Genomic DNA, 24193 nt, shown 5'->3' with positions numbered 1-24193 from the left:
TCGTCCCCCTCCCGCGAAGCGAGAGAGGGGGAAGCGGCGAAGCCGCTCAGGGGGTGCTTACCGATTAGCGTTAGCGTCCGCCACCGTCAGCGCCGTCATGTTGACGATGCGGCGCACCGTCGTGCTCGGCGTGAGGATGTGCACGGGACGGGCGGCGCCCAGCAGCACGGGGCCGATGGCAATGCCGCCGCCAGCGGCCTGCTTGAGCAGGTTGTAGCTGATGTTGGCCGCGTCGATGTTGGGCATGACCAGCAGGTTGGCATTGCCCAGCAGCGTGCTGTTGGGCATGAGCTGGGCGCGGGCCTTGCCGTCCAGGGCCACGTCGCCGTGCATCTCGCCGTCCACTTCCAGCCACGGTGCCTGCTCGCGCAGCAGCTCCAGGGTCTGGCGCATCTTGACGGCGCTGGGCTGGTTGCTAGAGCCGTAGTTGGAGTGCGACAGCAGGGCGGCCTTGGGCTTGACGCCGAAACGCATCATTTCCTCGGCGGCCATGATGGTGATCTCGGCCAGCTGCTCGGCCGTGGGGTCGTAGTTGACGTGGGTGTCCACCAGGAAGACCTGGCGGTCGGGCAGCAGCAGGCCGTTCATGCAGGCATAGGTCTGCACGCCGGCGCGGCGGCCGATCACCTGGTCCACATACTGCAGGTGGTGCGATGTCTGGCCCCAGGTGCCGGTGATCAGGCCATCGACTTCGCCCTTGTGCAGCAGCATGGAGCCGATCAGGGTCAGGCGGCGGCGCATCTCGATCCGGGCGATGGGCACGGTGATGCCCTTGCGCTCGGTCATGCGGTGGTAGGTCTGCCAGAAGTCGCGGTAGCGCTCGTCGTGCTCGACGTTGACCACGTCGTAGTCCGTGCCTTCCTTCAGGCGCAGGCCGAATTTCTCGATGCGCTGGGCAATGATGGCCGGGCGGCCGATCAGCGTGGGGCGCGCAATGCGCTCGTCCACCACGATCTGCGTGGCGCGCAGGATGCGCTCTTCCTCGCCCTCGGCGTAGGCCACGCGCTTCTTGGCGGCCTTTTTGGCCGCGGCGAACAGCGGCTTCATCATGGTGCCCGAGGCGTAGACGAAGGTCTGCAGGTGGGCGCGGTAGGCATCCATGTCCTGGATCGGGCGCTGGGCCACGCCGCACTCGGCGGCAGCCTGTGCCACGGCCGATGCGATCTTCATCATCAGGCGCGGATCGAAGGGCTTGGGGATCAGGTACTCAGGGCCGAAAGTCAGTTGCTCGCCCACGTAGGCGGCCGCCACTTCCTCGCTCTGCTCGGCCTGGGCCAGCTCGGCGATGGCGTGGACGGTGGCGATTTCCATCTCGGTGGTGATGGTGGTCGCACCGCAGTCCAGGGCACCGCGGAAGATGTACGGGAAGCACAGGACGTTGTTGACCTGGTTGGGGTAGTCCGAGCGGCCCGTGGCGATGATGGCGTCGCTGCGCACGGCCTTCACGTCTTCGGGAATGATCTCGGGGTTGGGGTTGGCCAGCGCGAAGATCACCGGGCGCGCGGCCATCTTGACCACCATGTCCTGCTTGAGCACGCCGCCAGCGGACAGGCCCAGGAAGACGTCGGCGCCTTCGATGACCTGGCCCAGCGTGCGCAGCTCGGTGGCGCGCGCGAACTGGGCCTTGTCCTCGTCCATCAGCTCGGTGCGGCCCTCGTAGACCACGCCGGCCAGGTCGGTGACGAACACGTTCTCGCGGCGCAGGCCGACCTTGAGCAGCAGGTTCAGGCAGGCCAGGGCGGCGGCGCCCGCGCCCGAGGCCACGAGACGGACCTCCTCGATCTTCTTGCCAGCCACCTTGAGCGCGTTGACCATGGCCGCAGCCACGGTGATGGCCGTGCCGTGCTGGTCATCGTGGAAGACGGGGATCTTCAGGCGGCGGCGCAGTTCGCGCTCCACGAAGAAGCACTCGGGTGCCTTGATGTCTTCCAGGTTGATGGCGCCGAAGGTGGGCTCCAGCGCGGCGATCACATCGACCAGCTTTTGCGGGTCCTTCTCGTTGATCTCGATGTCGAAGACGTCCACGCCCGCGAACTTCTTGAACAGGACGGCCTTGCCTTCCATCACCGGCTTGGAGGCCAGCGCGCCGATGTCGCCCAGGCCCAGCACGGCGGTGCCGTTGGAGATCACGGCCACCAGGTTGCCGCGCGCCGTGTACTTGAAGGCGGCGGCCGGGTCCTTGACGATCTCTTCGCAGGGCGCTGCCACGCCGGGCGAGTAGGCCAGGGCCAGGTCATGCTGGTTGGCCATGGGCTTGGTCGGCACGATGGTCAGCTTGCCGGGCTTGGGAAACTCGTGGTATTCGAGTGCGGCACGGCGCAGCTGGGCACGTTTATCGGAAGGGGTCGGGGCCGTGTTGTCGGACATCAAGCGTCTCCAGCGAAGGCATGGCCAACGCACGCGCGGATCAGCCCGCGTGCCGTCGGCCGAGGTAGGGGGGAACCGATTGTAGGCCGACAGGCAATAGCCGGGCCCTGCTGTGAAACTGTTGTGATGCCTGGTTGCCCAATGCCCCGCGGCGGCGGCGGTCTTTGCTTGCGCGCCGCTGCAAAGCCGGGCAATCACATGGCGTCCAGCGGAAACACCGGGCGGCTGACCCGGGCGAACGGAAAGCGCGAATAGTCCGAGGTGGTCACGCCGGGGCTGTCGCACTCGACCAGGCCGGCGGACAGCGGCACGAAGACGGGTCGGCAGTACATGCGCGACTTGAGCAGCACGAAGCGAAAGCGCGTCGGGTCCATGCCCACGCAGTGGAACACGCCCAGGTCCCAGGGCTCGTGCGTCTGCTCGGTGATCACGATCTGCGCTGCGCCCGTGTCCAGGCAGACCGTGCGGCCCATGTGGCAGCGCTGGCCCGTGTAGATGGGGCCGCTGACCGTGTAGGCGCCGTCGCTGACGGCGCGCACCGTGCCGCGCAGCCGCAGCGGCTGCTTGTGCAGGCCTATGCCTTCGAGCGATACCTTGTTGCCCAGCGCGATCTCCACCTCGGCGCCTTCGCCCGCCGCCGTGAGCGAGGCAACCGCTTCGGGGTCGCACAGCGGGCCCACGGCAAGGCCTGACAGGCCCAGCTCCAGCGCGGTCTGCAGCACGTCCATGGTGTCGCAGGTGCCGCCGGACATGCAGTTGTCGCCATGGTCGAGCAGCAGCACGGGGCGGTCGGCGCCTTCGGCCAGGGCCTGGGCGCGGCGCAGCGAATCGGCCAGCGGCTCGCTGCGGTAGATGAAGTCGGCCCGGCGCTGCCAGATCCGGGCGGCCAGCGCGTCCACGCTCGCCTGGGTGGCCGCGCGCTCGTCGGTCCTGCAGGTGGCGACCACGCTCACGCAGGGCGCGGCGATGTCGGCCAGCGAGAAGCCGCCGAACACCGAGACCGCGGGCAGGCCCTCCGCTTCCAGGGCGCGCGCTGCGTTCACGGCGTCCAGCATGGGGCCGTCCAGCGTGGTGCTGCGCAGCGTGTGGCTCATCAGGGGCAGGCGGTGCCAGCACACGGCGTAGCGCGCGCGGCCGGCCAGCATGTCCAGCAGCAGCCGGCCCGCGTGCTCGCCGGTCTCGTACATGTCGATGTGCGGATAGGTCTTGAAGCCGACCATCACATCGGCATTGCCCACCATTTTTCCGGTGATGTTGCCGTGCAGGTCCAGCGCCACGCCAACGGGCACGCCGGGCGCGGCGGCGCGCACGCGTTCGAGCAGGTCGCCTTCGCCATCGGCACTGTTCTCGGCCACCATGGCGCCGTGCAGGTCCAGCAAGATGGCATCGCAGCCCGGCGCGGCCGCCACGATGCGTTGCGTGAGTTCGTCGTAGGCGGCAGCATGCACGGGGCCGCTGGGATTGGAGGTGGCCGACACGGGCGTGACCAGGGTGGCGCCCGCCGCCTCGGCCAGGTCGATGAAGGCGGCCATGGCCGTGCGCATGCCCTTGTTGGCTGCGTAGGCCGCCTCGCCATAGGTGGGCGCAAACGCCTCGATGGGCGTGGGCACGGGCGAGAAGGTATTGGTCTCGTGGTTGAGCCGGGCGATCAGGACCTTCATGCCGGCACCCCGCCGTCCGCTGCCTGCACCACGCCGGCGGCCGCCAGCATGGCGCGCAGCAGCACGTTGCAGCCGGCCTCCAGATGTGCGGGCTCGGCGTCCTCGATCTCGTTGTGGCTGATGCCGTCGGCGCAGGGCACGAAGATCATGGCAGCAGGCGCCACGCGGGCCAGGTAGACGGCATCGTGGCCCGCGCCGCTGACCACGTCCATGGCGCTGTAGCCCAGGTCGGCGGCATTGGTGCGCACGGCCTCCACCAGGTGCGGCGTGAAGGGCTGGGGCGGGAAGTAGACGACCTGCTCCACGCCAATGGTCACGCCACGCGCGGCCGCAATGCGCTCGCAGGCCGCGCGCAGTGCGGCGTCCATGTCCAGCAACTGGCCGTCGTCCGGCGCGCGCAGGTCCACGCTGAGCTTGACGCCGCCCGGGATCACGTTGCGCGAGTTGGGAAACACCTCCAGCGATCCCACGGTGCCGCGCGCATGCGGCAGGCGGTCCAGGGCGATGCGGTTGACCTCGGCCACGATGCAGCTGGCGGCCAGCAGCGCGTCGTGGCGCAGCTCCATGGGCGTGGGGCCGGCATGGGCCTCCATGCCCTGCACGCTGACGTCGTACCAGCGCTGGCCCAGCGCGGCGCTGACCACGCCGATCACGCGTTCATGGTTTTCCAGCACCGGGCCCTGCTCGATATGGGCTTCGAAATACGCGCCCACCGCAGGCGCCGGGCCGGCCGGCCCGGCATAGCCGATGGCGCGCAGCGCCTCGTCCACGCTCACGCCCTGGGCATCGCGCTGGGCCAGCGCATGCTCCAGCGTGAAGGCATTGACGAACACGCCCGAGCCCATCATCACGGGCACGAAGCGCGAGCCTTCCTCGTTGGTCCACACGGCCACTTCCACCGGGGCACGCGTGCGCACGCCGCCATCGTTGAGCGTGCGCAGCACCTCCAGCCCGGCCAGCACGCCGTAGTTGCCGTCGAACTTGCCGCCCGTGGGCTGGGTGTCGATGTGGCTGCCCGTCATCACGGGCGGCAGCGCATCGTCCAGGCCCGCGCGCCGCGCGAAGATGTTGCCGATGGCATCGACGCGGATGCTGCAGCCGGCCTCGCGTGCCCATTGCACGAAGAGATCGCGCCCCTGGCGGTCCAGGTCCGTCAGCGCCAGGCGGCACACGCCGCCCTTGGGTGTGGCGCCTATGCGCGCCAGGTCCATCAGCGATTGCCACAGGCGGGCGCCGTCGGTGCGCAGCCCGGCCGCAACGGCGGTGGCTGCAAGAGGGGTACTGAGATCCATGAATGACTCCTGGGAATGCGAAAAGCGGTGGATCAGGCGATCCCTACACCGAGATACCGGTCCTTGATGGCGTCATCGGCCAGGAAAGCGGCATTGCCTGCCTCATGCGCAATCGCACCCTGTTCGATGATGTAGTGGCGGTCGGCCAGCTGGGTGCAGACCTCCAGGTTCTGCTCCACCAGCAAGATCGCCACGCCAGCGGCCTTGATGGTCTTGAGCTGGGCCACGATCTCCTCCACGATCACGGGCGCCAGGCCCTCGACGGGCTCGTCCAGCATGAGCAGGCGCGGCGCGTTCATCAGGGCGCGGCCTATGGCCAGCATCTGCTGCTCGCCGCCCGACAGCTGGCCGCCGCCGTTGCCGCGCCGCTCCTTGAGGCGCGGGAAGATGCGGTAGATGTCGGCCAGTTGCCAGGGCGAGCGTTTGCGCTGGCCCAGCAGCAGGTTCTCCTCCACCGTGAGCAGCTTGAAGATGCCGCGGTGCTCTGGCACCAGGCAGATGCCGCGCTGGGCCACCTGGTGCGTGGCCAGCCGGTGCACGGGTTCACCGCCGAAGCGGATCTGCCCCTGCGAGGGCTGCATCACCCCCGCGATGGACTTGAGCGTGGTGGTCTTGCCCGCGCCGTTGCGGCCCAGCAGCGTGACCAGCTCGCCGTCCTGCACCTGCAGCGACACGCCCTGCAGCACATGGCTCTTGCCGTAGTGGGCGTGTATGCCCTCGACCGAAAGCAGGGGACCGCTCATGCCTTTCCTCCCGTGATCATGTTGCCCAGATAGGCGCTGCGCACGCGCTCGTCGGCGCGGATCTCGTGGGGCAGTCCTTCGGCCAGCACGCGGCCTTGCTGCATGACGGTGATGGTGTCGGAGATGTCCATGACGATGTTCATGTTGTGCTCGATGAGCACCACGGTGTGCTCGTCCCTGAGGCCCTGGATCAGGCGCTTCATCTCGTCCAGGTCGTCGATGCCCATGCCCGAGGTCGGCTCGTCCAGGAAGATGGCCTTGGGCCGTGCGGCCAGGGCCATGCCCACCTCCAGCCGCCGCTGCTGGCCGTGCGAGAGGTTGCCGGCCGGCGTGTCCGCGTGGCGCTCCAGGCCCAGGCGCGACAGCACGCTGGCCACGGTATCGGCCAGGGCGCGAGCACCCACGGGCGCGTTCCAGCAGTCAAGGGCCCTGGCGGGGGCCACGCCCTGCGCGGCCAGGCGCAGGTTCTCGCGCACGGGCAGGGTCAGGAACAGGCTGGTGACCTGAAAGGACCGTGCCATGCCACGGCGCACGCGGCGGTGGTCGGGCTCGCGCGTCACGTCGTGGCCGTCGAAGACGATGCGCCCGCCGCTCACGCTCTTGGTGCCCGTGAGCATGTGGAACAGCGTTGTCTTGCCCGCGCCGTTGGGGCCGATCACCGAGTGCACGGTGTGGGCGCGGACCTTGAGGTCCACGCCGCCCAGGGCGACGAACTTGTCATAGCGTTTCTCGACGCCCACGGCCTCGAGCAGGATGGGAGATGCTGCGGCGCTCATGCCTGGCCTCCTTTGGTTTCTGCAGCGGCCGCCTCGGCATCTGCCGGCCCTTTGCGGCGCACCAGGGCCCACAGGCTCTCGCCCAGGCCCCACAGGCCGCGCTGCAGGCCCAGGCTCACGATCATCAGCACCACGCCCAGCAGCAGCAGCCAGCGCGGCCACAGGGTGGACAGCCAGTCGCCCAGCAGCACATAGAAGGCCGCGCCCAGCACCGAGGCCAGCAGGTTGCCCGTGCCACCGATCACGGTCATCACCAGGATCATTTCGCTGGTGTGGTACTCGGCGTTGGACAGCGGGGCGATGCCCGTCATCATGGCGTGCAGCGCGCCGGCCAGGCCCGTGACCGCGCCCGAGATCACGAAGGCCTGCAGCTTCAGCAGCCTCAGGTCGTAGCCCACGGCGGCGGCGCGCTCCTCGTTGTCGCGCACGGCCAGCAGGGTGCGGCCGAACATGGAGTCGCAGACGCGGCGCAGCAGCCAGAACACCACCAGAAAGAGCACGGCCACAAAGCCGTAGTACTGCCAGGGCGTGGCCAGCGGCCACAGCGTCTGGCCGGCCACCGCGAGGGCGGGGCGGGGCACATCGAGCAGGCCGTTGTCGCCGCCGGTGATGTCCGTGGCCGAGTAGGCCAGAAAATAGAACATCTGCGCAAACGCCAGGGTCAGCATCACGAAGTAGGTGCCGCGCTGTCGTATGGCCACCCAGCCGACGATGGCCGCGCCCACGGCCCCCATGGCCGTGGCGGCCAGCAGGGCCAGCGGCATGGGCAGAGGCCAGCGCGTCAGCAGCAGGGCGATGGTGTAGCTGCCCAGGCCGAAGAAGATGCCCTGCCCGAAGGACAGCAGCCCCGTGTAGCCCAGCAGCAGATTGCAGCCCATGGCCGCGAGGCCGAAGATCAGCACCTCGCTGGCCAGCGAGCCCGACTGCATGCACAGCGGCATGGCGACCACGATGGCCAGCGCGAGAAGGAGATGGGAATGCCTGGTCATGGTCTTCATCCTTTGCGGCCCAGCAGGCCATGGGGTCGCAGCAGCAGCACGGCGGCCATGGCCACGTAGATCATCAGGCGCGCGCCCTCGGGCCACAGCGTGCTCATCACGCTTTGCACGATGCCGATCAGCAGGCCGCCGACCAGGGCGCCGCCGAAGCTGCCCAGCCCGCCCACGACCACGATCACGAAGGCCACGCCCAGCGCCTCCACGCCCATGAAGGGCTCGGCGCCGCGTATGGGCGCAGCCAGCACGCCGGCCAGCGCCGCCGTGGCCGCGCCCAGCGCGAACACCAGGCTGAAGATGCGCAGCACGTTCACGCCCAGCAGGGACACCATCTCGGTCGATTCGCTGCCCGCGCGCACCGCGCTGCCCAGCCGCGTGCCCTCCAGCAGCCACCACAGCAGCACGGCCAGCACGGCGGTGAAGCCGATCACGAACAGCCGGTACTTGGGATAGACGAAGCTGCCCCACATCACCACGCCCTGCAGCAGATCGGGCACGGCCACGCTGTCGCCCAGCGGGCCCCATTGCACGATCACCAGCTCCTGCACCACCAGGGCCAGGCCCACGGTGACGATGATGTGGAACTCATGCGCCTTGGCATACACATGGCGCAGCATGAGCTTTTCCACCAGCCAGCCCAGCGCGCCCACGGCCAGCGGCACCACGACCAGGGACAGCCAGAAGCTCATGCCCCAGCGCGTCATCTGGTAGCAGAAATAGGCGCCCAGCAGGTAGAAGGCACCGTGCGCGAAATTCACGAAACGCAGCAGGCCGAAAACGATGGACAGGCCCACGGCCAACAGGAAATACAGCATGCCTATGCCGATCCCGTTGATGGTCTGAAGCAGATAGATGCTCATACAGGGTCCGAAACGATGGACGAAGGAGGCGGCGCGGAATGCGCGATGGTTTGAACCCCGTGCGACACAGGGCTGAGCCCTTGAACTGGCACGGCCCAACTCAGGGACACCGAGCAAGGGCCGCCCCGCCGCGAGGGTGTCGTCCCCCTCCCGAAGGAGAGGGGGAAGGCGCGCAGCGCCTCAGGGGGTGCCTTTCATCTCAGACCAGCTTGCAGCCGGTCTGATCGATGGGCAGGAAGGACTTGCCTGAGCTGACCACATCCACGTAGTCGTCCTTGTTCTTCATCTTGGACTTGGCCTTGCCCTTGAGCAGGTAGTAGCTCTTGAGCACCTGGTGGTCTGCCTTGCGCACCTCTTCCTCGCCCGTCAGGCCCTGGTACTTCATGCCTTCCAGCGCGGCGACCACGGCCTTGGGGTCGGCCGTGCCGGCCTTGATGATGGCGTCGATCATCAGCTTGGTGCAGATGTAGTGGCCGGCCAGGCTGTAGTTGGGATTGGCCTTGAACTTGTCGTTGCAGCGCTGCACCAGGTCGCGGTTGAGCGGCGTGTCCACCGTGTGCCAGTACTGGGCGCCGAAGTACACGCCGTCGCACAGGTCGGCGCCCAGCGATTCGAACTGCTCCAGCCCCGAGGCCCAGGCGATCAGGATGGTCATGTTCTTGTTCATGCCGAAGCTGATGGCCTGGCGCAGCGTGTCCGAGGACTGGGCGCCGAAGTTCAGCAGCAGCAGCACGTCGGGCTTGGCGGCCACGGCGTTGGTCAGGTAGCCGCTGAACTCCTTTTCGGACAGCGAGTGGTAGCTGTTGCCCACATGCTCGATGCCCTTTTCCTTGAAGATGTTCTTGGCCGCCGTCAGCAGGCCGTCGCCGAACACGTACTGCGGCGTGATGGTGTACCAGCGCTTGGCCTTGGGCAGGGATTCGACCAGGGGGCGCACGGTCTGCTCGATGGCGCCGAAGGTGGGTGCCGACCAGCGGAAGGTGGCGCTGTTGCAGTCCTTGCCCGTGATCTCGTCGGCGCCAGCGGTGGTGATGAAGATGCCGCCGGTCTTCTCGGCCTCCTTGCCCATGGCCAGCGCCTCCGACGACAGGATGCCGCCTGCGAAAAAGCGCGTGCCCTGCTGCTGCGAAGACTCCTGCAGCTTGCGCACGGCCGTGGCGGGCTTGCCCTCGGTGTCCAGCACGGTGTAGGCCAGCGGGCGGCCCAGCGCCTTGCCGTACTGCTCGATGGCCAGCTTCATGCCCAGATCCGCGTACTTGCCGTTGGCCGCGAAGGCGCCCGACATGGGCACGGGGCAGGCGAACTGGATGCTGTCCTTGGACTGCGCCCAGACGCTGCGGCCCAGGCCCAGCGATGCGGGCAATGCGCCCAGTGCCGAGAGTTGCAGGAGGTGACGACGTTGCATGGGATCTCCGTGATGGGGACTGAAGGCGCGGCGGCCCGGGTACGCTTTTCAGAGCAAGTTGCATGCCAGTCGAAATGGGTGCGTGCAGGCTCCTTGATTCATATTTATAGTGATAAATAGAAGAAATAGGGCGCGTGCTAACCCTAGGCGGGCACGGCCACGCGCCATGGCGGTGCATACTGCACCAAACCCGCATGCAGACTGGGCGCGGACACGATCCGGTGCCCTTCCGGAGAACACAACAATGGATACACCCAAGTCGCCCTCCCTGGCAATCCGGCAGCTCAAGCGCCCGGATCTCGTGGCCCAGGAGATCAAGCGCCTGATCACCGAAAAGAACCTCAGCCCCGGCGACCGCCTGCCGCGCGAAAGCGAGCTGCAGGCACAGTTCCAGGTCAGCAAGGGCACGATCCGCGAGGCCCTCAAATCGCTGGAAGTGCAGGGGCTGATCACCATCTCCACCGGCCCTTCGGGCGGTGGCACGGTCGTCGAGGTGCCGCTGGACCGCACGCTGCAGTTCATGCAGAACTACCTGTTCTTCCAGGAGGTGACCATCGACGACATCTACACGGTGCGCCAGATGCTGGAGCCCGAGCTGGCGGCAGGCGCCGTACCGCATCTGACCGAGGCGGATTTCGATGCGCTGGAGCACAGCATCGCCTGCTGCGACCCCACGCAAAGCAGCGAGGACCTGGTGAGCCAGCGGCGCGAGGACGTGAACTTCCACGACATCCTTGCAGCGGCCAATCCCAACCCCTTCCTGCGCTTCACCTGCGAGCTCATCAACGAGATGATTCGCCAGCTCATCGTCTTCGCCAACCGCACGCCCCAGTCCGAGCACCGGCGCTTTGGCGAGGCCAATGCCCGGATCCACCGCGACATCGTGCAGGCCGCACGCGAACGCGATGCCGTGAAGGTGCATGCACTGATGCAGCAGCACATGCGGGATGCGGCCAGCAGCGTCAAGCGCATGAAGGGCCGCATCCAGGGGCGGCTCATCCTGGATGCCGACAGCCTGCGCAGCCCGCGTCCGCAACGCGCCGTGCAGCCGGTGGAAAAGCCTGCGATGGCAGTGCCGAGGACTGCACCAAAAAAGGCACCGAAACCGGCAGCAAAAACAGCGCCAACAACAACGGCAAGGCCGGCCGCGAAGACCGCCGCAAAAGCCGTCGCGAAGACCACCGCAAAGGCGGCTCCGAAGGCGCCCGCCAAGTCACCGTCGGCGCGTCCCGCCGCCGCACGCAAGCGCGCGGCCTCCTGAACTGTCCCGCGCCGGTCATTGCCGGCCCAGGCCACGCGTTTCGCGCCGCCCGCTGCTGGTATGCTGCCGCGCGCTCGGCCTTCACGCATTCCACCCCCTCACGAGACAACAGCATGAGACAAACCCCTTTCGCATCTTCCCGTACCCCTGCCCTGTGGCGCGCCCTGGCCGGCGGCCTGGCGCTGGCGGCCACGCTGGCGGCGCCCCTCGCCCATGCCCAGGGCGCAGGCAGCTATCCGTCCAAGACCATTCGCCTGGTCGTGCCCTTTGCGCCTGGCGGCTCCACCGACATCCTGGGCCGCCTGCTGGCGCAAAAGATGGGCGAGAGCATGCACACCACGGTGGTGGTGGACAACAAGCCCGGCGCCAACGGCACCATTGGCTGCGACCTGGTGGCCAAGGCGCCGGCCGACGGCTACACCGTGGTGCTGGGTGATGTGGGCTGCATGGCCATGGCCAAGGGCCTGTACACCAAGCTGCCCTATGACCCGCTGCGCGACTTCGCGCCCATCAGCCTGGTGGCACGCAGCCCGCTGGTGCTCACCGTGGGCGCGCAAAGCCCGTTCCACTCGCTCAAGGAGCTGACGGCGGCGGCCCAGGCCCAGCCCGGCAAGCTCAACTACCCCTCGTCGGGCACGGGCGGCCCCAACCATCTGGGCGCCGAGCTGTATGCCATGCAGGCCAAGGTCAAGATCGGCCACGTGCCCTACAAGGGCAGTGCGCCTTCGGTGGTCTCGCTGGCAGCCGGTGAGACCGACTTCGGCTTTCTCACGGCCGTGACGATTGCCGCGCAGCTCAAGGCCGGCAAGGTGCGCGCCCTGGCCGTGGCCCACAACGAACGCCTGCAGTCCATGCCCGACGTGCCCACCATGTCCGAGGCCGGCCTCAAGGACTTCACGGCCGATGCCTGGTTCCTCGCGGCCGTGCCCGCAGGCACGCCCAAGCCCATCGTCGACAGGCTCTACGCCGAGATCGCCAAGGCCCTGCCCGCGCCCGAGGTCAAGGAAAAGCTGGACGCCATGGGCGTGCTGCCCTCGGGCCTCAAGCCCGATGCCTCGGCCCAGTTCCTGCGCGTGGAAGTGGACAAGTGGCGCGATGTGATCAAGAACGCGGGCATCACGCTGGACTGATTTCGCAGCCTTGCCATTGCCATGTAAAAAAGCCCCTGCGGCCTCACGGCCCAGGGGCTTTTCTCATGTGCCGGAGATACTCAGTTCGTTTCCGTCAGGGCATCGCCCAGGGCGCTGACCAGCCGCTCGATCTCGGCCTTCTCGCTGATGAAGGGCGGCGCGATCTGGATGGTGTCGCCGCCGTAGCGCACGTAAAAGCCCTTGTCCCAGCACTTCATGGCGATCTCGTAGGGACGGCGGGCCGGCTCGCCGGGCAGCGACTCGATGGTGAAGCCCGCAGCCAGGCCGAAGTTGCGGATGTCGGCCACATGCTTTGCTCCCTTGAGGCTGTGCACGGCCTGCTCGAAGAACGGGGCCAGTGCGCGTACGCGGCCCGGGCCGTCCTCGCGCTGCAGCAGGTCCAGCGCGGCCACGCCTGCTGCGCAGGCAATGGGGTGGGCCGAGTAGGTGTAGCCGTGCGGGAACTCCAGCATGTACTCGGGGCCGCCCGCTGCCATGAAGGTGTCGTAGATCTCCTTGCTGGCCACCACGGCGCCCAGGGGCTGGGCGCCATTGGTCACCTGCTTGGCGATGTTCATGATGTCGGGCGTGACGCCGAAGGCCTCGGCCCCCGTCATGGCGCCGCAGCGGCCGAAGCCCGTGATGACCTCGTCGAAGATCAGCAGGATGTTGTTCTGCGTGCAGATCTCGCGCAGGCGCCGCAGGTAGCCGGCCGGGGGAATCACCACGCCGGCCGATCCCGAGAAGGGCTCGACGATGACGGCTGCGATGTTGCTGGCGTCATGCAGTGCGATCAGGTCCAGCAGCCGGTCGGCCAGCGCGCGGCCATCGGTGGTGGGCATGCCTTTGTGGAAGGACCCCAGCGCTGGCTGCGTGTGCGGCAGGTGGTCGGCCTCCACGCCCTGGCCGAAGGTCTTGCGGTTGCCCACCATGCCGCCGACCGAGATGCCGCCGAAGTTCACGCCGTGGTAGCCCTTCTCGCGCCCGATCAGCCGGGTCTTGCCGCCCTGGCCCTTGGCGCGCCAGTAGGCGCGCGCCATCTTCAGCGCCGTGTCGGCCGCCTCCGAGCCCGAGCCCGTGAAGAACACATGGTCCAGGCCTGCAGGCGTCAGCTCCTTGATCTTGTTGGCCAGCGCGAACGAGGCCGGGTGGCCGAACTGGAAGGCCGGCGCATAGTCCAGCTGCTGGGCCGCGCGGCCGATGGCTTCGGCGATCTCGCGGCGGCCATGGCCCAGGCCCGAGCACCACAGGCCCGACAGGCCGTCGAAGATCTTGCGGCCGTCGGCATCGGTGTAGTAGGCGCCCTGGGCGCTGGTGATCATGCGCGGGCGCGCCTTGAACTCGCGGTTGCCGGTGAAGGGCATCCAGTGGGCGTCAAGCCAGGCGGCATCGGTGCGCGTGGCGGCTGCAGCGCCTTGTTCGGTGGGAACCAGGGTCATGGTGATCTCCTCGGGCCGGGAAAGAAATAAAGGAACCGGCCCATTGTGATCGTGCCTTTTGATTTCTCGAAGTGCGTGATATCGAGGTTCACTTGCGGATTCCTGCAAGTGAGCAGGGGCTTGCCGGTCCGGGCCCGGAGAGCGCGCATTGTGGGAATCCATGGCCGATGCCGCCCTGGTGCTCGCCTATAGTGGCTCCCCTGTAGTGGTGGCCGGTTCAGGCGGGCACCGGGAGGCGAAGGGCGATGGCGGATTTTTCGATGGACAGCACCCCAGGCCGCCCGGCGCGGGACGGGCGCGCGCGCGCCGCGCTGGGCCAGCTGGGCGACATGGACCTGCGCCTGCTGCGCGTGTTCAAGGCCGTGGTCGAGTGCGGCGGCATGTCGGCTGCCGAGCTGGAGCTGAACATCGGCAGCTCCACGCTGAGCCGCCATATGAAGGACCTGGAGGAGCGCCTGGGCCTGACGCTGTGCCGGCGCGGGCGCGCGGGCTTCGCGCTCACGCCCGAAGGCCACCGCATCTATGAGGCCACCTTGCAACTGCTCGGTGGCGTGGAAGGCTTCCTGGGCCAGGTGGACGACATCCATGGCCGGCTGGCCGGCACGCTGGACGTGGCGCTGTTCGACAAGACCGTGGGCAATCCGCAGTCGCGCATTCCCGAGGCGATCGGCGTTTTGCACGACCAGGCGCCGCAGCTGCATCTGCGCCTGCATGTGGCGTCCATCCAGGCCATCGAGCGCGGGCTGATGGAGGGGCGCTGGCAGGTGGGCGTGCTGCCATCGGCACCCAGTTCGGGCGCGCTGGACAGCGCCCGGCTGTTTGGCGAGCGCATGCAGCTGTACTGCGCTCCCGGCCATCCGCTGCATGGCGCAGACCATGGCGGGCTGGACTGGGACAGCCTGGGTGCGCATGCCTTCGCAGGCCTGGGCTACCAGTCGCCCAACATGGCGCTCAGCCACCAGGCCGGCCTGCAGCGCCAGGCCACGGGTTTTGACCAGGAGGCCATTGCCATGCTGGTGCGATCGGGCCGCTACCTGGGCTTTCTGCCCGATCACTATGCACAGGCCATGCAGGACCAGGGCCTGCTGCAGGCCGTGGCACCGCACCGCTTTTTCTATCTGTGCGATTTCTTCGCGGTCTGGCGCAATGCCGTGGCCCCTGGGCGTGCGGCCCGGGTGTTCATTGACGCGCTGTTGGCCGTGCACCATGGATGAACGGGTTCATCACAGCCTTGGAAAGAGGAAATTCACAGGTTTGATATCAGGATGTGCACAGGTTTTTGCACAGCTTGTGCTCAGGTTTTTGCAGCGTATGCGCTTGACAATGTTTGGCATTGTGGCCGGGGCCAGGGCTTCAGTCCGCCCCGATTGCGCCGACATGCATGCATGGATTCCGTGTCGGCCCTGGGCCGTACGAGCAGCGCCTTGATACCAACGATTTCGCATTTTCCGGGTTCTTGCCACCATGCGCCGCCATGTCCACCTCTCTTGCCGCCACGGCAGGGCCGGGTTTCAGCCCGTGCCGCCATCGACCATCCTGGCCAGGGTCTCGGCCAGCCATTTCCCGAATGAGTCTGCGCCAAGGGGCTGCATGGGTGCCGGCATGGGCATGGGCATGTTCATCTCCGCGCTCCCGGCAGGCTCAGGCTGCAGCCGTGGGCGGCGCCATGACGGCGGCATCGGCACGGCGGCGCAGGCCCCGTTCCCAGAGCTTTTCATGGAAGAAGAAGGCCACGGCCTGGACGGTGGGCTCCAGCAGGCTGAGCGTCAGCGCGGCCCAGAGGTTGCGGGTCACGGCATAGGCCACGGCCGCCGCCACCGTGACGTGGATGACGTAGTAGCTGGCGGTTTTCATCAGCGTGTGGCGGTGGTGGTGCAGGGTCTGGCGGATGCGGGTCATGGGGCTTTCCTCGGGGCTTTTCTCGTGATGAGACTCCATGCTAGGTGTGATAAATAGCTGCGGCCAATCGAAAATGATTATCAAAGACATGAAGACTATCGATGGCGGGCAGGCAGGTGCCGTGGCCCTGTGCCATTCAGGGGGGCACCATGAATTGGGACGACATCTTCGTGCTCGGATGGGCGCCCCATCCGCAGTGGTTCCAGTGGCTGCATCCGGGCCTGGTGGTGCTGTCGGTGGGGGTGGCCGTGGCCACGTCGATGATGGCCATGCAGATCGCGGGGCTGGCGCGCAATGCCGCCTCGCCCCGGATACGCCGCACCGGCGTGCTGACCGGCGCCTTCTGCCTGGGCGCCGGCATCTGGGCCATGCACTTCATTGGCATGCTCGCCTTTGTGCCCTGCACCTTCGGCGATTACGACCCCTGGATCACTGCGCTGTCCATGCTGCCCAGCATGCTGGCGTCCTGGCTGGCGCTGACGCTGATGGTGCGGCCCCGGCTGTCCGCCCAGGCGCTGGTCGGCGGCGGCGTGCTCATGGGGCTGGGCATTGGCTCCATGCACTACATCGGCATGGCGGCGGCCCAGACCTGGAGCCTGATGCTCTACGACCCCTGGGGCGTGCTGCTGTCGGTGATCGTGGCCGCCACCATGGCCATGCTGTCGCTGTGGGTGCGCTTTCGGCTGGGCAACACGGGCCGCCTGTGGCCCACGCTGGTGGCCGGCATAGTCATGGGCCTGGCCATTTCCTGCATGCACTATGCGGGCCTGTACGCACTGCGCCTCAAGCCCGGTATCGATGCGCTGGCGCAGCAGCAGGCGCCCACGCATGCGCTGCTGGTGTTCTCCATCGTGGGCGTGGTGGTGCTGATCTTCGGCCTGGTGCTCGCGGTCAACATGACGCTGCGCTACCGCCAGATCTACCGGCAGGTCCAGCGCAGCGAGTCGCGCCTGCGCGCCGTGGTGGATACGGCGGTGGACGGCATCGTGATGATCGACGGGCGCGGCAGCATCGTCTCGTTCAATGGCGCGGCCGAGCGGCTGCTGGGCTGGACGGCGCAGGAGGTGCTGGGCCGCAGCGCCAGCCTGCTCATGCCTGCGTCGGGCTGCGATGGTGAGGGCGGCTCGCTGGAAAAGCAGCTGGCCGCGGGCTTTGCAGGCCTGCTCGGCTCCAGCCGCGATGTCCATGCCCTGCACAAGGACGGCACGCAGATCGCCGTGCGCCTGGCCGTGGGCCGGGTGGCGATTGCGGGCGATCCGCTGTTCGTGGGCTTTGTGACCGACATCCGCGAGCGCCGCCAGATGCTGCAGTCGCTGCGCCGCAGCGAGGAGCAGTACCGCACCCTGATCAACAACGTGCCGGGCACCACCTTCCGCTGCCTGTACGACGGCAAGTGGACGCCGCTGCTGCTCAGCCGCTCCATCAAGGAGCTGACCGGCTGGACTGAGCAGGACTTCACGGACGGACTCACGGGCTGGGACCGGCTCATCCATGCCGAGGACCGCGACCGGCTGGAGGCTGCGGTCTCGCATTCGCTGTCACGGCGCCAGACCTACAACGCCGACTACCGCCTGCTGCACCGCGACGGCAGCACCCGCTGGGTGTCCGAGACCGGGCGCGGCGTCTTCAACGAGCACGACGAGCTGACCTGGATCGACGGCGTGATCATGGACCAGACGGCGGCGCGCGCGCGCAATGCCGAGTTCGAGGGCACGGTGCGCGCCATCGACCTGTCGCTGGCCACCATCGAGTACGACCTGCTGGGCCAAGTGTTGCGCGCCAACCGCAATTTCCTGGACCTGTTCGGCTACCGGCTCGACGAGGTCGCGGGCCGCCACCACGGCATGTTCTGCGAGCCCGGCTATGCCCACACGCCCGAGCATGTGCAGTTCTGGCGCCGGCTGGCCGAGGGCGAGTTCCAGGCCGGCGAATTCCTGCGCTGCGGGCGCGAGGGGCGGCGCATCTGGGTGCAGGCCACCTACAACCCCATACGCGACGCCGACGGCCGGCCCTACAAGATCGTCAAGCTGCTCACCGACATCAGTGCCCAGCGCAAGCTGGCCCAGGAGCTGGTGCTGGCCAAGGAGCATGCCGAGGCGGCCGCCGCCGCGCGCAGCACCTTCCTGGCCAACATGAGCCACGAAATCCGCACGCCCATGAACGCCATCATCGGCTTCACCGAGGCGCTGCGCGAAACCGCCCTGCAGCCCACGCAGGCGCGCTACCTGGACACGGTGCACTACGCGGCGCGCTCCATGCTGCGCCTGCTCAATGACATCCTGGACACGGCCAAGCTCGACAAGGGTGCGGTGGAGCTGGAGATCGAGGATTTCTCGGTGCGCGAGCTGTGCCAGCAGATCCTGGCGTCGCTGCGCATCACGGCCGACCGCAAGGGCCTGGACCTGCGCCTGGACTACGACCCGCACACCCCGGCGGCCCTGCGTGGCGACGGCATGCGCGTGCAGCAGATCCTGGTGAACCTGCTGGGCAATGCCGTGAAGTTCACCGAGCGTGGCCATGTGCTGCTGCGCGTGCGCTACGAGCAGGGCGTGCTGCAGCTCGATGTGCATGACACGGGCATCGGCATCGCGCCCGAGAAGATCCACCGCATCTTCGACCCCTTCGCCCAGGCCGACGCCTCGACCACGCGGCGCTTTGGCGGCACGGGCCTGGGCACGACCATCTCGCGCCAGCTGGCCGAACTCATGGGCGGCAGCATCCAGCTGCACAGCACGGTGGGCGTGGGCACGGTGTTCGAGGTGCGCCTGCCCCTGCCCGTGGGCGAGAGCCCGCTGTCCGAGCGCGGGGCGGCCAGCCGCGGCCTGCCGCCGCTGCACATCCTGGCCGTGGACGATGTGCCCGAGAACCTGGAGTTGCTGCAGATCAACTTCTCCAGCCAGAACCACCAGATTGCGCTGGCGCATGACGGCGCCGAGGCGCTGCGCTGCGTGCAGGCGCAGGAGCCGCCCTTCGACGTGGTGCTGATGGACCTGCAGATGCCGGGCATGGACGGCCTGGCGGCGGCGCGCGCCATCCGCGTCTGGGAGCGGCAACTGCAGCGCCGGCCCGTGCCCATCGTCGCGCTGTCGGCCAGCGTGCTGGAGAAGGACCGCAGCGACGCCAGCGCCGCCGGCATGGACGGCTTTGCCTCCAAGCCGCTGGACATGGCGCGGCTGCAGGCCGAGATCGCGCGGCTGCTGTCGCTGCAGGTGGCGCTCAAGGAGGCCAGGCCGCCCGCGCCCGCCAGCGCCCAGGCGGGGCTGCCCGATGTCACGGTGGACTGGGCCTCGGGCATTGCGCTGTGGGGCCGGGTCGATCCGCTGGTGGCCGCCATTCGGCGCTTTCTGAACGAGCAGCTTGACCTGGCCGATCGCCTGCGCCGCGCCCTGCAGCGCCCGGGGACCGAAGCCCTGGTGGGCTTGGCGCACCGCGTGCGCGGCGCGGCAGGCAACCTGGGGCTGCAGGCCGTGTACCGCCTGGCATCGCGCCTGGAAGGCCATGCGCAGGATGGCGCCCCGCAACCCCAGCTGCTTGCCCTCATCGACCAGTTGCAGCAGGCGCTGGATGCCGTGACGCAGGAGCTGCGCCAGCGCCATCCGGCCGCCATGCCGGTGGCCGAGGTCGCGGGCCAGGCGCTGCCCGGCGGCACGGCACCGGCGCCGCCCGTGGCCGATGCCGGGCCGCAGGGCGGCGCGTCCTGCCTGCCGGCCGATGCCCGGCCCTGGCTGGAGCGCATCGTTGCCGCATTGCAAAGCGGGGAGCTGGACGGGCAGGCCATGCAGGCCCTGGTGCGCATACTGACGGCCGAACAGCTGCAACCACTGCAGCAGGCACTGGATAATTTCGACTTCGAGCGTGCGCAGGAATGCGCCCAGCAGCTGCAGCAGCAACTGCCCTCGATCGATGGAGACAGAGCATGAATGCGCCCAATCTACTGGCAACGGACAAGCGCCCGCGCCTGCTGCTGGTCGATGACGACCCGACCAACCTGCATGTGCTGCGCCAGATCCTGGGCGAGGACTACCGGCTCTCGTTCGCCACGGACGGGCGCAAGGCACTGCAGCTGGCACAGCACCAGCCGGACCTGATCCTGCTGGACATCATGATGCCCGAGCTCGATGGCTACGCCGTGTGCCGCCAGCTCAAGGCACAGGCCGACACCGCCCGCATCCCGGTGATCTTCATCACGGCTCTGTCGGACGGGCAGGACGAGGCGCTGGGCTTTGCCTCCGGCGCGGTGGACTACATCGTCAAGCCCGTGCGTGCGCCCGTGGTGCGCGCGCGGGTGCGCAACCACCTGTCGCTGGTCAAGCTCGACGAGTTGCGCAGCACGCGGCTGCAGATCGTGCAGCGCCTGGGCCGCGCGGCCGAGTACCGCGACAACGAAACCGGCATGCACGTGATCCGCATGAGCCACTACGCAAAGACGTTGGCGCTGGCGGCCGGCTGCACCGACGAGTGGGCCGACGACCTGCTCAACGCGGCGCCCATGCACGACGTGGGCAAGATCGGCATCCCCGACGCCATCCTGCTCAAGAACGGCCCGCTGACGGCCGAGGAATGGACGGTCATGCGCCGCCATCCGCAGATCGGCGCCGAGATCATCGGCGAGCACGATTCCCAGGTGCTGCAGATGGCCTACAGCATTGCGCTGACCCATCACGAGAAATGGGACGGCACGGGCTACCCGCAGGGCCTGGCGGGCGAGGACATTCCGCTGGCCTCGCGCATCGTGGCCGTGGCCGACGTGTTCGACGCGCTCACCACGGAGCGCCCCTACAAGCACGCCTGGACCGTGGACGACGCCATGGAGCACATAGAGCAGCAGGCCGGCGCCCACTTCGACCCGCGCCTGGTGCCGCTGTTCATCGGCCTGCGCCCGCAGCTGGAAGACATACGCGAGCGCTGGAAGGATTGACCGTACCGGCAGCACCGATTCCGGCAGGGCATGCTGGGGCATGGGCCATCGCTTACCCTGGCGGGCCTGCCATCGGCGCTCAAATGACCTGTCCATGTCTTCTCCCCCGTCCCTCGCTGGCCGCTTCCATGTCCGCGCACTGACTGCTGCCGACCTGTCCGATCTGCTGCACATCCAGCTGGCCTGCTATGGCGCGGACTATGCCGAGAGCGGCGAGGTCTTTGCGCGGCGCCTGGCCAGCGCGGCGAACTGCTCGCTGGCGCTGGAGCAGGGCGGCCGGGTGCGCGCCTATCTCGCGGCCTACCGCAGCCTCATGGCCAAGATCACGCCGCTGCACGGTGACTTCGAAGCCGTGGAGCAGGCCGACACCCTCTACCTGCACGACATGGCCGTGCACCCCGACGCTGCAGGCCAGGGCCTGGCGCGCGCGCTGCTGGCGCCGCTGTGGGACAGGGCGCGTGCCGAGGGCCTGCGCCACACGGCCCTGGTCTCGGTGCAGGGCTCACGCGGCTACTGGGAGCGCCATGGCTATGCCGTGCAGGCGCTGGCGAACCCGCTGCAGCAGCAGCGCCTGGACAGCTATGGCGATGGTGCGCTGTACATGGTCCGGCCGCTGTAGGGCGCGGTGTCGCGTGGGTGGCCGGCAGGGCGTGTTGAGGGGGTTTTGGCCGGGGACGTGGCGGCCGCCTCTGGTCATAATGCGCGCCATGCCCGATCGCTGGAAACCCAATGTCACTGTGGCGGCCATCATTGAGCGCGATGGCCGTTTTCTGCTGGTGGAAGAAGACACGGCCGATGGCGTGCGCTACAACACGCCCGCAGGCCATCTCGACCCGGCCGAGTCGCCCATCGCCGCCTGCGTGCGCGAGGTCGACGAGGAAACCGCGCACGACTTCGTGCCCACGGCCCTGGTCGGCATTTACCTGAACCGCTTCGTGCGCACGCGCACGGGTTCGGACATCACTTATCTGCGCTTTGCATTCACGGGCGAGCTGGGCGACTTCCGGCCCGGCCAGCCGCTGGACGACGGCATCCTGCGCACGGTCTGGATGACGCTGGACGAACTCAAGGCCTGCGCAGCCCAGCACCGCAGCCCGCTGGTGATGCAAAGCATCGAGGACTACCTGGCCGGCCGCCGCTATCCGCTGGAGCTGATCCATACCGATCCCAGCGTGATGCAGGCTCCGCAGCCCCACTGAGTCACCAAGGCACCGAGCACCATGCCGGCCCTGTCTGTCACAAAACGCCACGCTCCCGCGTCTTGATGGCATGCAGACCTCCTCCGCCCCTGACGATCCCCTGGCGCTGTTCGAGCGCCACCGCCCGCGCCTGTTCGGCCTGGCCTACCGCATGCTGGGCCAGCGCGCCGATGCCGAAGACCTGGTCCAGGAAGCCTGGCTGCGCTGGCATGGCGCCGAGCGCGCCGGCATAGAGCAGCCCGAGGCCTGGCTGGTCTCCGTGACCACGCGTCTGGCCATAGACCGGCTGCGCCGCCTGCGCGCCGAGCGCGAGCACTACCAGGGCTTCTGGCTGCCCGAGCCCCTGGTCCAGCCCTGGGCCGAGGAGTCCGCGCCCTCGGCCGAAGACCTGCTGGAGCGGGCCCACGACGTGTCCACGGCCCTGATGTTCGTGCTGGAGCAGCTCACCCCCGACGAACGTGCGGCCTTCCTGCTGCGCGAGATCTTCGATGCCGACTATGCCGAGGTGGCCCAGGCCCTGGGCCGCAGCGAGGCCGCCTGCCGCCAGCTCGTGCACCGCGCCCGCAGCCATGTACAGGCCGGCCGCCCGCGCTTTGCGGCGCCGCCCGAGGCCCATGCCGCGCTGCTGCAGCGCTTTGCGCAGGCCGTGCAGGGTGGAAACTTCGCGCAGATCCAGGCGCTGTTCGCGCCCGATGCCGAGCTCATCAGCGACGGCGGCGGCAAGGTGCCCTCGTTCGGCCGCGTGCTGGAGACGGGCCGGCGCCTGGCCCTGCTGTACTTCGCCACCACGCGCCGCATGCGGCGCAACGGCCAGCAACAGAGCCTGCATCTGGCGCGCGTCAACGGCCTGCCGGGCCTGCTGCGCTGCATCGACGGCGAGCTGGAGTCCGTGCAGACGCTGCTGGTCGAGGACGGCCTGATCCGCTGCATCTACACGCTGCGCAACCCCGACAAGCTGGCCGGCGTGGCCGTGCCGGCGCCACTGCCGTTCCCGGCAGGCCCTGCAGCGTAGTCAGAGGGTCAGATGAACTGAAGATCGCGGGGCGTGACGCCCTCGAACACGCGCTGCAGCTGGGCCGGGCTCAATCCATACATGCGCTGGAACAGGCCGCCCAGCACGGCGCGGTACTCGTTGAGCACGGGATGGTCGCGGTTCTGGAACAGGTTTTTCTGGTTGACCTCGACCTGCTCGCCCACGATGCGACCGCCCGCGCGCGAGGACAGCCCGCCGCCCAGCAGCCAGTAGGTCGTGCCGTGGCCGTGGTCCGTGCCCTTGTTGCCGTTCTCGCGGAAGGTGCGGCCGAACTCGCTGATCACCACCACCACCGTATGCCGCCAGGCCTCGGGGCCGATCTCCTGGGCAAAGCCGGCCAGGCCCCGGCCCAGCTCGTCCAGCCGCCCGGCCAGCGCGCCCGTGGCGCCGCCCTGGGCCACGTGCGTGTCCCAGCCGCCCACATCGACGAAGCCCAGGTCGAAGCGATCGCGCATCAGGGCCGCCATGCGCTGCGCCACCAGGGCAAAGCCGCGTGCGCTGATGGCATTGCGCCCGGCCTGGTCCATTTCCTCCTGCACGCTGCGCTGCACGGCATCACGCACCGCAAAGCCCTCCTGCACGGCCGGGCCCAGGGCAGTGCCCGCGTACATGGCGGCAATGGCCTGGCTGCGGCGATCGTCCAGGCCGCCCTTGCCCACGGATGCCAGCGCCATGTTGGCGGCCGGCAGGCTGCCGCGCAGCAGCAGCGGAAGCTGGGGCGTGAAGGCCATGGGCGATACCGCCGTGCGGCCATCCTGCCCCAGCACCTGGGCCAGCCGGTTCAGAAAGCCCGACTGGTAGCTGCGGCGCCCGTCCAGGCCCTGGCCCAGCTCGATGGAGTCCTGCGTCTCGAAATGGCTGCGCGACAGGTCGTGCGTGCCCGCAAAGGGCACAAAGCAGGCCTGGCCTGCCTGGAACAGCGGGTGGATGCTGTCCTGCAGCACCGGGTGCAGGCCCCAGCGGTCGTCCAGCGCCAGGGCTCCCCGGGCCTCACCGGGCCGGGCAATGGCGATGCTGGGGCGGGCCTCGTAGTAGAAGTCGCTGTGCGTGGGCACGAGCAGATTGCTGCTGTCATAGGCGCCACGCAGGAATACCAGCAGCAGGCGCGGCGTGGCTGGCTGGGGCGTGGCGGCCTGCAGCCGGCCCAGGTGGGCGGCAAAGGGCAGGGTGGAGGCCAGGGACAGAAAGTGGCGTCGCTGCATGGACAGTCTCCCG

Annotated in this window: 19 protein-coding genes; 8 read left to right on the top strand and 11 right to left on the bottom strand. The window is 68.4% G+C overall.

All coding sequences use genetic code 11. From position 1 onward, the window contains the following. Nucleotides 1-57: 57 nt before the first annotated feature. The 8 genes from CLV01_RS00230 to CLV01_RS00195 all read right to left on the bottom strand — a co-directional run bounded on the left by CLV01_RS00230 (nucleotide 58) and on the right by CLV01_RS00195 (nucleotide 10099). Nucleotides 58-2367, bottom strand: a complete 2310-nt coding sequence (locus tag CLV01_RS00230; RefSeq protein ID WP_012207827.1) for an NADP-dependent malic enzyme — start codon at nucleotides 2365-2367, stop codon at nucleotides 58-60. Nucleotides 2368-2561: 194 nt separating this feature from the next. Then, entirely contained in the window at nucleotides 2562-4028 is a 1467-nt protein-coding gene (locus CLV01_RS00225) for a M81 family metallopeptidase (protein WP_099732631.1), read from the bottom strand. Then, nucleotides 4025-5320 carry a Zn-dependent hydrolase gene (locus CLV01_RS00220; protein ID WP_012207825.1) on the bottom strand — a complete coding sequence of 432 codons (1296 nt, stop codon included), beginning with the start codon at nucleotides 5318-5320 and terminating at the stop codon, nucleotides 4025-4027. Before CLV01_RS00220 ends, CLV01_RS00225 begins: the two co-directional genes overlap by 4 nt. A gap of 32 nt (nucleotides 5321-5352) precedes the next feature. Further along, on the bottom strand, nucleotides 5353-6063 hold the full coding sequence (locus tag CLV01_RS00215) for an ABC transporter ATP-binding protein (RefSeq protein WP_013804788.1): 711 nt from the start codon (nucleotides 6061-6063) through the stop codon (nucleotides 5353-5355). Beyond that, nucleotides 6060-6839 (bottom strand): ABC transporter ATP-binding protein, encoded by a 780-nt coding sequence (locus CLV01_RS00210; protein WP_012207823.1) that lies wholly within the window; start codon nucleotides 6837-6839, stop codon nucleotides 6060-6062. Before CLV01_RS00210 ends, CLV01_RS00215 begins: the two co-directional genes overlap by 4 nt. Beyond that, entirely contained in the window at nucleotides 6836-7828 is a 993-nt protein-coding gene (locus tag CLV01_RS00205) for a branched-chain amino acid ABC transporter permease (RefSeq protein WP_170962116.1), read from the bottom strand. The genes CLV01_RS00210 and CLV01_RS00205 overlap by 4 nt, the downstream gene beginning before the upstream one ends. Nucleotides 7829-7833: 5 nt before the next feature. Next, entirely contained in the window at nucleotides 7834-8694 is an 861-nt protein-coding gene (locus tag CLV01_RS00200; protein WP_012207821.1) for a branched-chain amino acid ABC transporter permease, read from the bottom strand. Nucleotides 8695-8893: 199 nt separating this feature from the next. Next, nucleotides 8894-10099: an ABC transporter substrate-binding protein gene (locus CLV01_RS00195; RefSeq protein WP_099732632.1), complete on the bottom strand. Its 1206-nt coding sequence runs from the start codon at nucleotides 10097-10099 to the stop codon at nucleotides 8894-8896. Nucleotides 10100-10343: 244 nt separating this feature from the next. Between CLV01_RS00195 and CLV01_RS00190 the strand changes: the two genes are divergently transcribed. After that, complete coding sequence (locus CLV01_RS00190) at nucleotides 10344-11360, top strand: FadR/GntR family transcriptional regulator (RefSeq protein WP_063328573.1); 1017 nt, start codon at nucleotides 10344-10346, stop codon at nucleotides 11358-11360. Nucleotides 11361-11473: 113 nt separating this feature from the next. Next, the gene (locus tag CLV01_RS00185; protein ID WP_013804784.1) at nucleotides 11474-12490 is read left to right on the top strand and encodes a Bug family tripartite tricarboxylate transporter substrate binding protein; all 1017 of its coding nucleotides are present in this window, start codon (nucleotides 11474-11476) and stop codon (nucleotides 12488-12490) included. Between the two features lie 80 nt (nucleotides 12491-12570). On the opposite strand, the gene CLV01_RS00180 is transcribed toward CLV01_RS00185, so the two are convergent. Next, nucleotides 12571-13929, bottom strand: a complete 1359-nt coding sequence (locus CLV01_RS00180; protein ID WP_099732633.1) for an aspartate aminotransferase family protein — start codon at nucleotides 13927-13929, stop codon at nucleotides 12571-12573. Nucleotides 13930-14174: 245 nt separating this feature from the next. Here CLV01_RS00180 and CLV01_RS00175 point away from each other — a divergent pair, with 245 nt between their 5' ends. Then, nucleotides 14175-15143, top strand: coding sequence for a LysR family transcriptional regulator (locus CLV01_RS00175; protein WP_088166382.1), 969 nt, complete (start codon nucleotides 14175-14177; stop codon nucleotides 15141-15143). A 427-nt stretch (nucleotides 15144-15570) separates the two neighbouring features. On the opposite strand, the gene CLV01_RS00170 is transcribed toward CLV01_RS00175, so the two are convergent. Continuing rightward, nucleotides 15571-15828, bottom strand: coding sequence for a DUF2061 domain-containing protein (locus tag CLV01_RS00170; protein ID WP_043783055.1), 258 nt, complete (start codon nucleotides 15826-15828; stop codon nucleotides 15571-15573). A gap of 149 nt (nucleotides 15829-15977) precedes the next feature. On the opposite strand from CLV01_RS00170, the gene CLV01_RS00165 reads away from it, so the two are divergent. From CLV01_RS00165 to sigJ, 5 genes are all read left to right on the top strand, one after another. Next, nucleotides 15978-19748, top strand: coding sequence for a PAS domain S-box protein (locus CLV01_RS00165; RefSeq protein ID WP_099732634.1), 3771 nt, complete (start codon nucleotides 15978-15980; stop codon nucleotides 19746-19748). Continuing rightward, a complete protein-coding gene (locus CLV01_RS00160; RefSeq protein WP_012207812.1) occupies nucleotides 19745-20746 on the top strand; it encodes an HD-GYP domain-containing protein in 1002 nt (333 codons plus the stop codon). Before CLV01_RS00165 ends, CLV01_RS00160 begins: the two co-directional genes overlap by 4 nt. Before the next feature lie 94 nt (nucleotides 20747-20840). Continuing rightward, nucleotides 20841-21365 (top strand): GNAT family N-acetyltransferase, encoded by a 525-nt coding sequence (locus tag CLV01_RS00155; protein WP_099732635.1) that lies wholly within the window; start codon nucleotides 20841-20843, stop codon nucleotides 21363-21365. 79 nt (nucleotides 21366-21444) lie between these two features. Beyond that, nucleotides 21445-21945 carry an NUDIX hydrolase gene (locus CLV01_RS00150; RefSeq protein ID WP_012207810.1) on the top strand — a complete coding sequence of 167 codons (501 nt, stop codon included), beginning with the start codon at nucleotides 21445-21447 and terminating at the stop codon, nucleotides 21943-21945. Nucleotides 21946-22015: 70 nt separating this feature from the next. Then, entirely contained in the window at nucleotides 22016-22957 is a 942-nt protein-coding gene (sigJ, locus tag CLV01_RS00145) for an RNA polymerase sigma factor SigJ (RefSeq protein WP_099732636.1), read from the top strand. A gap of 8 nt (nucleotides 22958-22965) precedes the next feature. Here the strand turns inward: sigJ and CLV01_RS00140 are convergent, their stop codons facing one another. Then, a complete protein-coding gene (locus CLV01_RS00140) occupies nucleotides 22966-24180 on the bottom strand; it encodes a DUF1501 domain-containing protein (protein ID WP_099732637.1) in 1215 nt (404 codons plus the stop codon). Between the last annotated feature and the right edge of the window lie 13 nt (nucleotides 24181-24193).

This window comes from Delftia sp. 60, from assembly GCF_002754395.1.
In the GTDB taxonomy this organism is placed as follows: domain Bacteria; phylum Pseudomonadota; class Gammaproteobacteria; order Burkholderiales; family Burkholderiaceae_C; genus Comamonas; species Comamonas acidovorans.
This window is presented reverse-complemented; position numbering and strand designations above follow the sequence as displayed.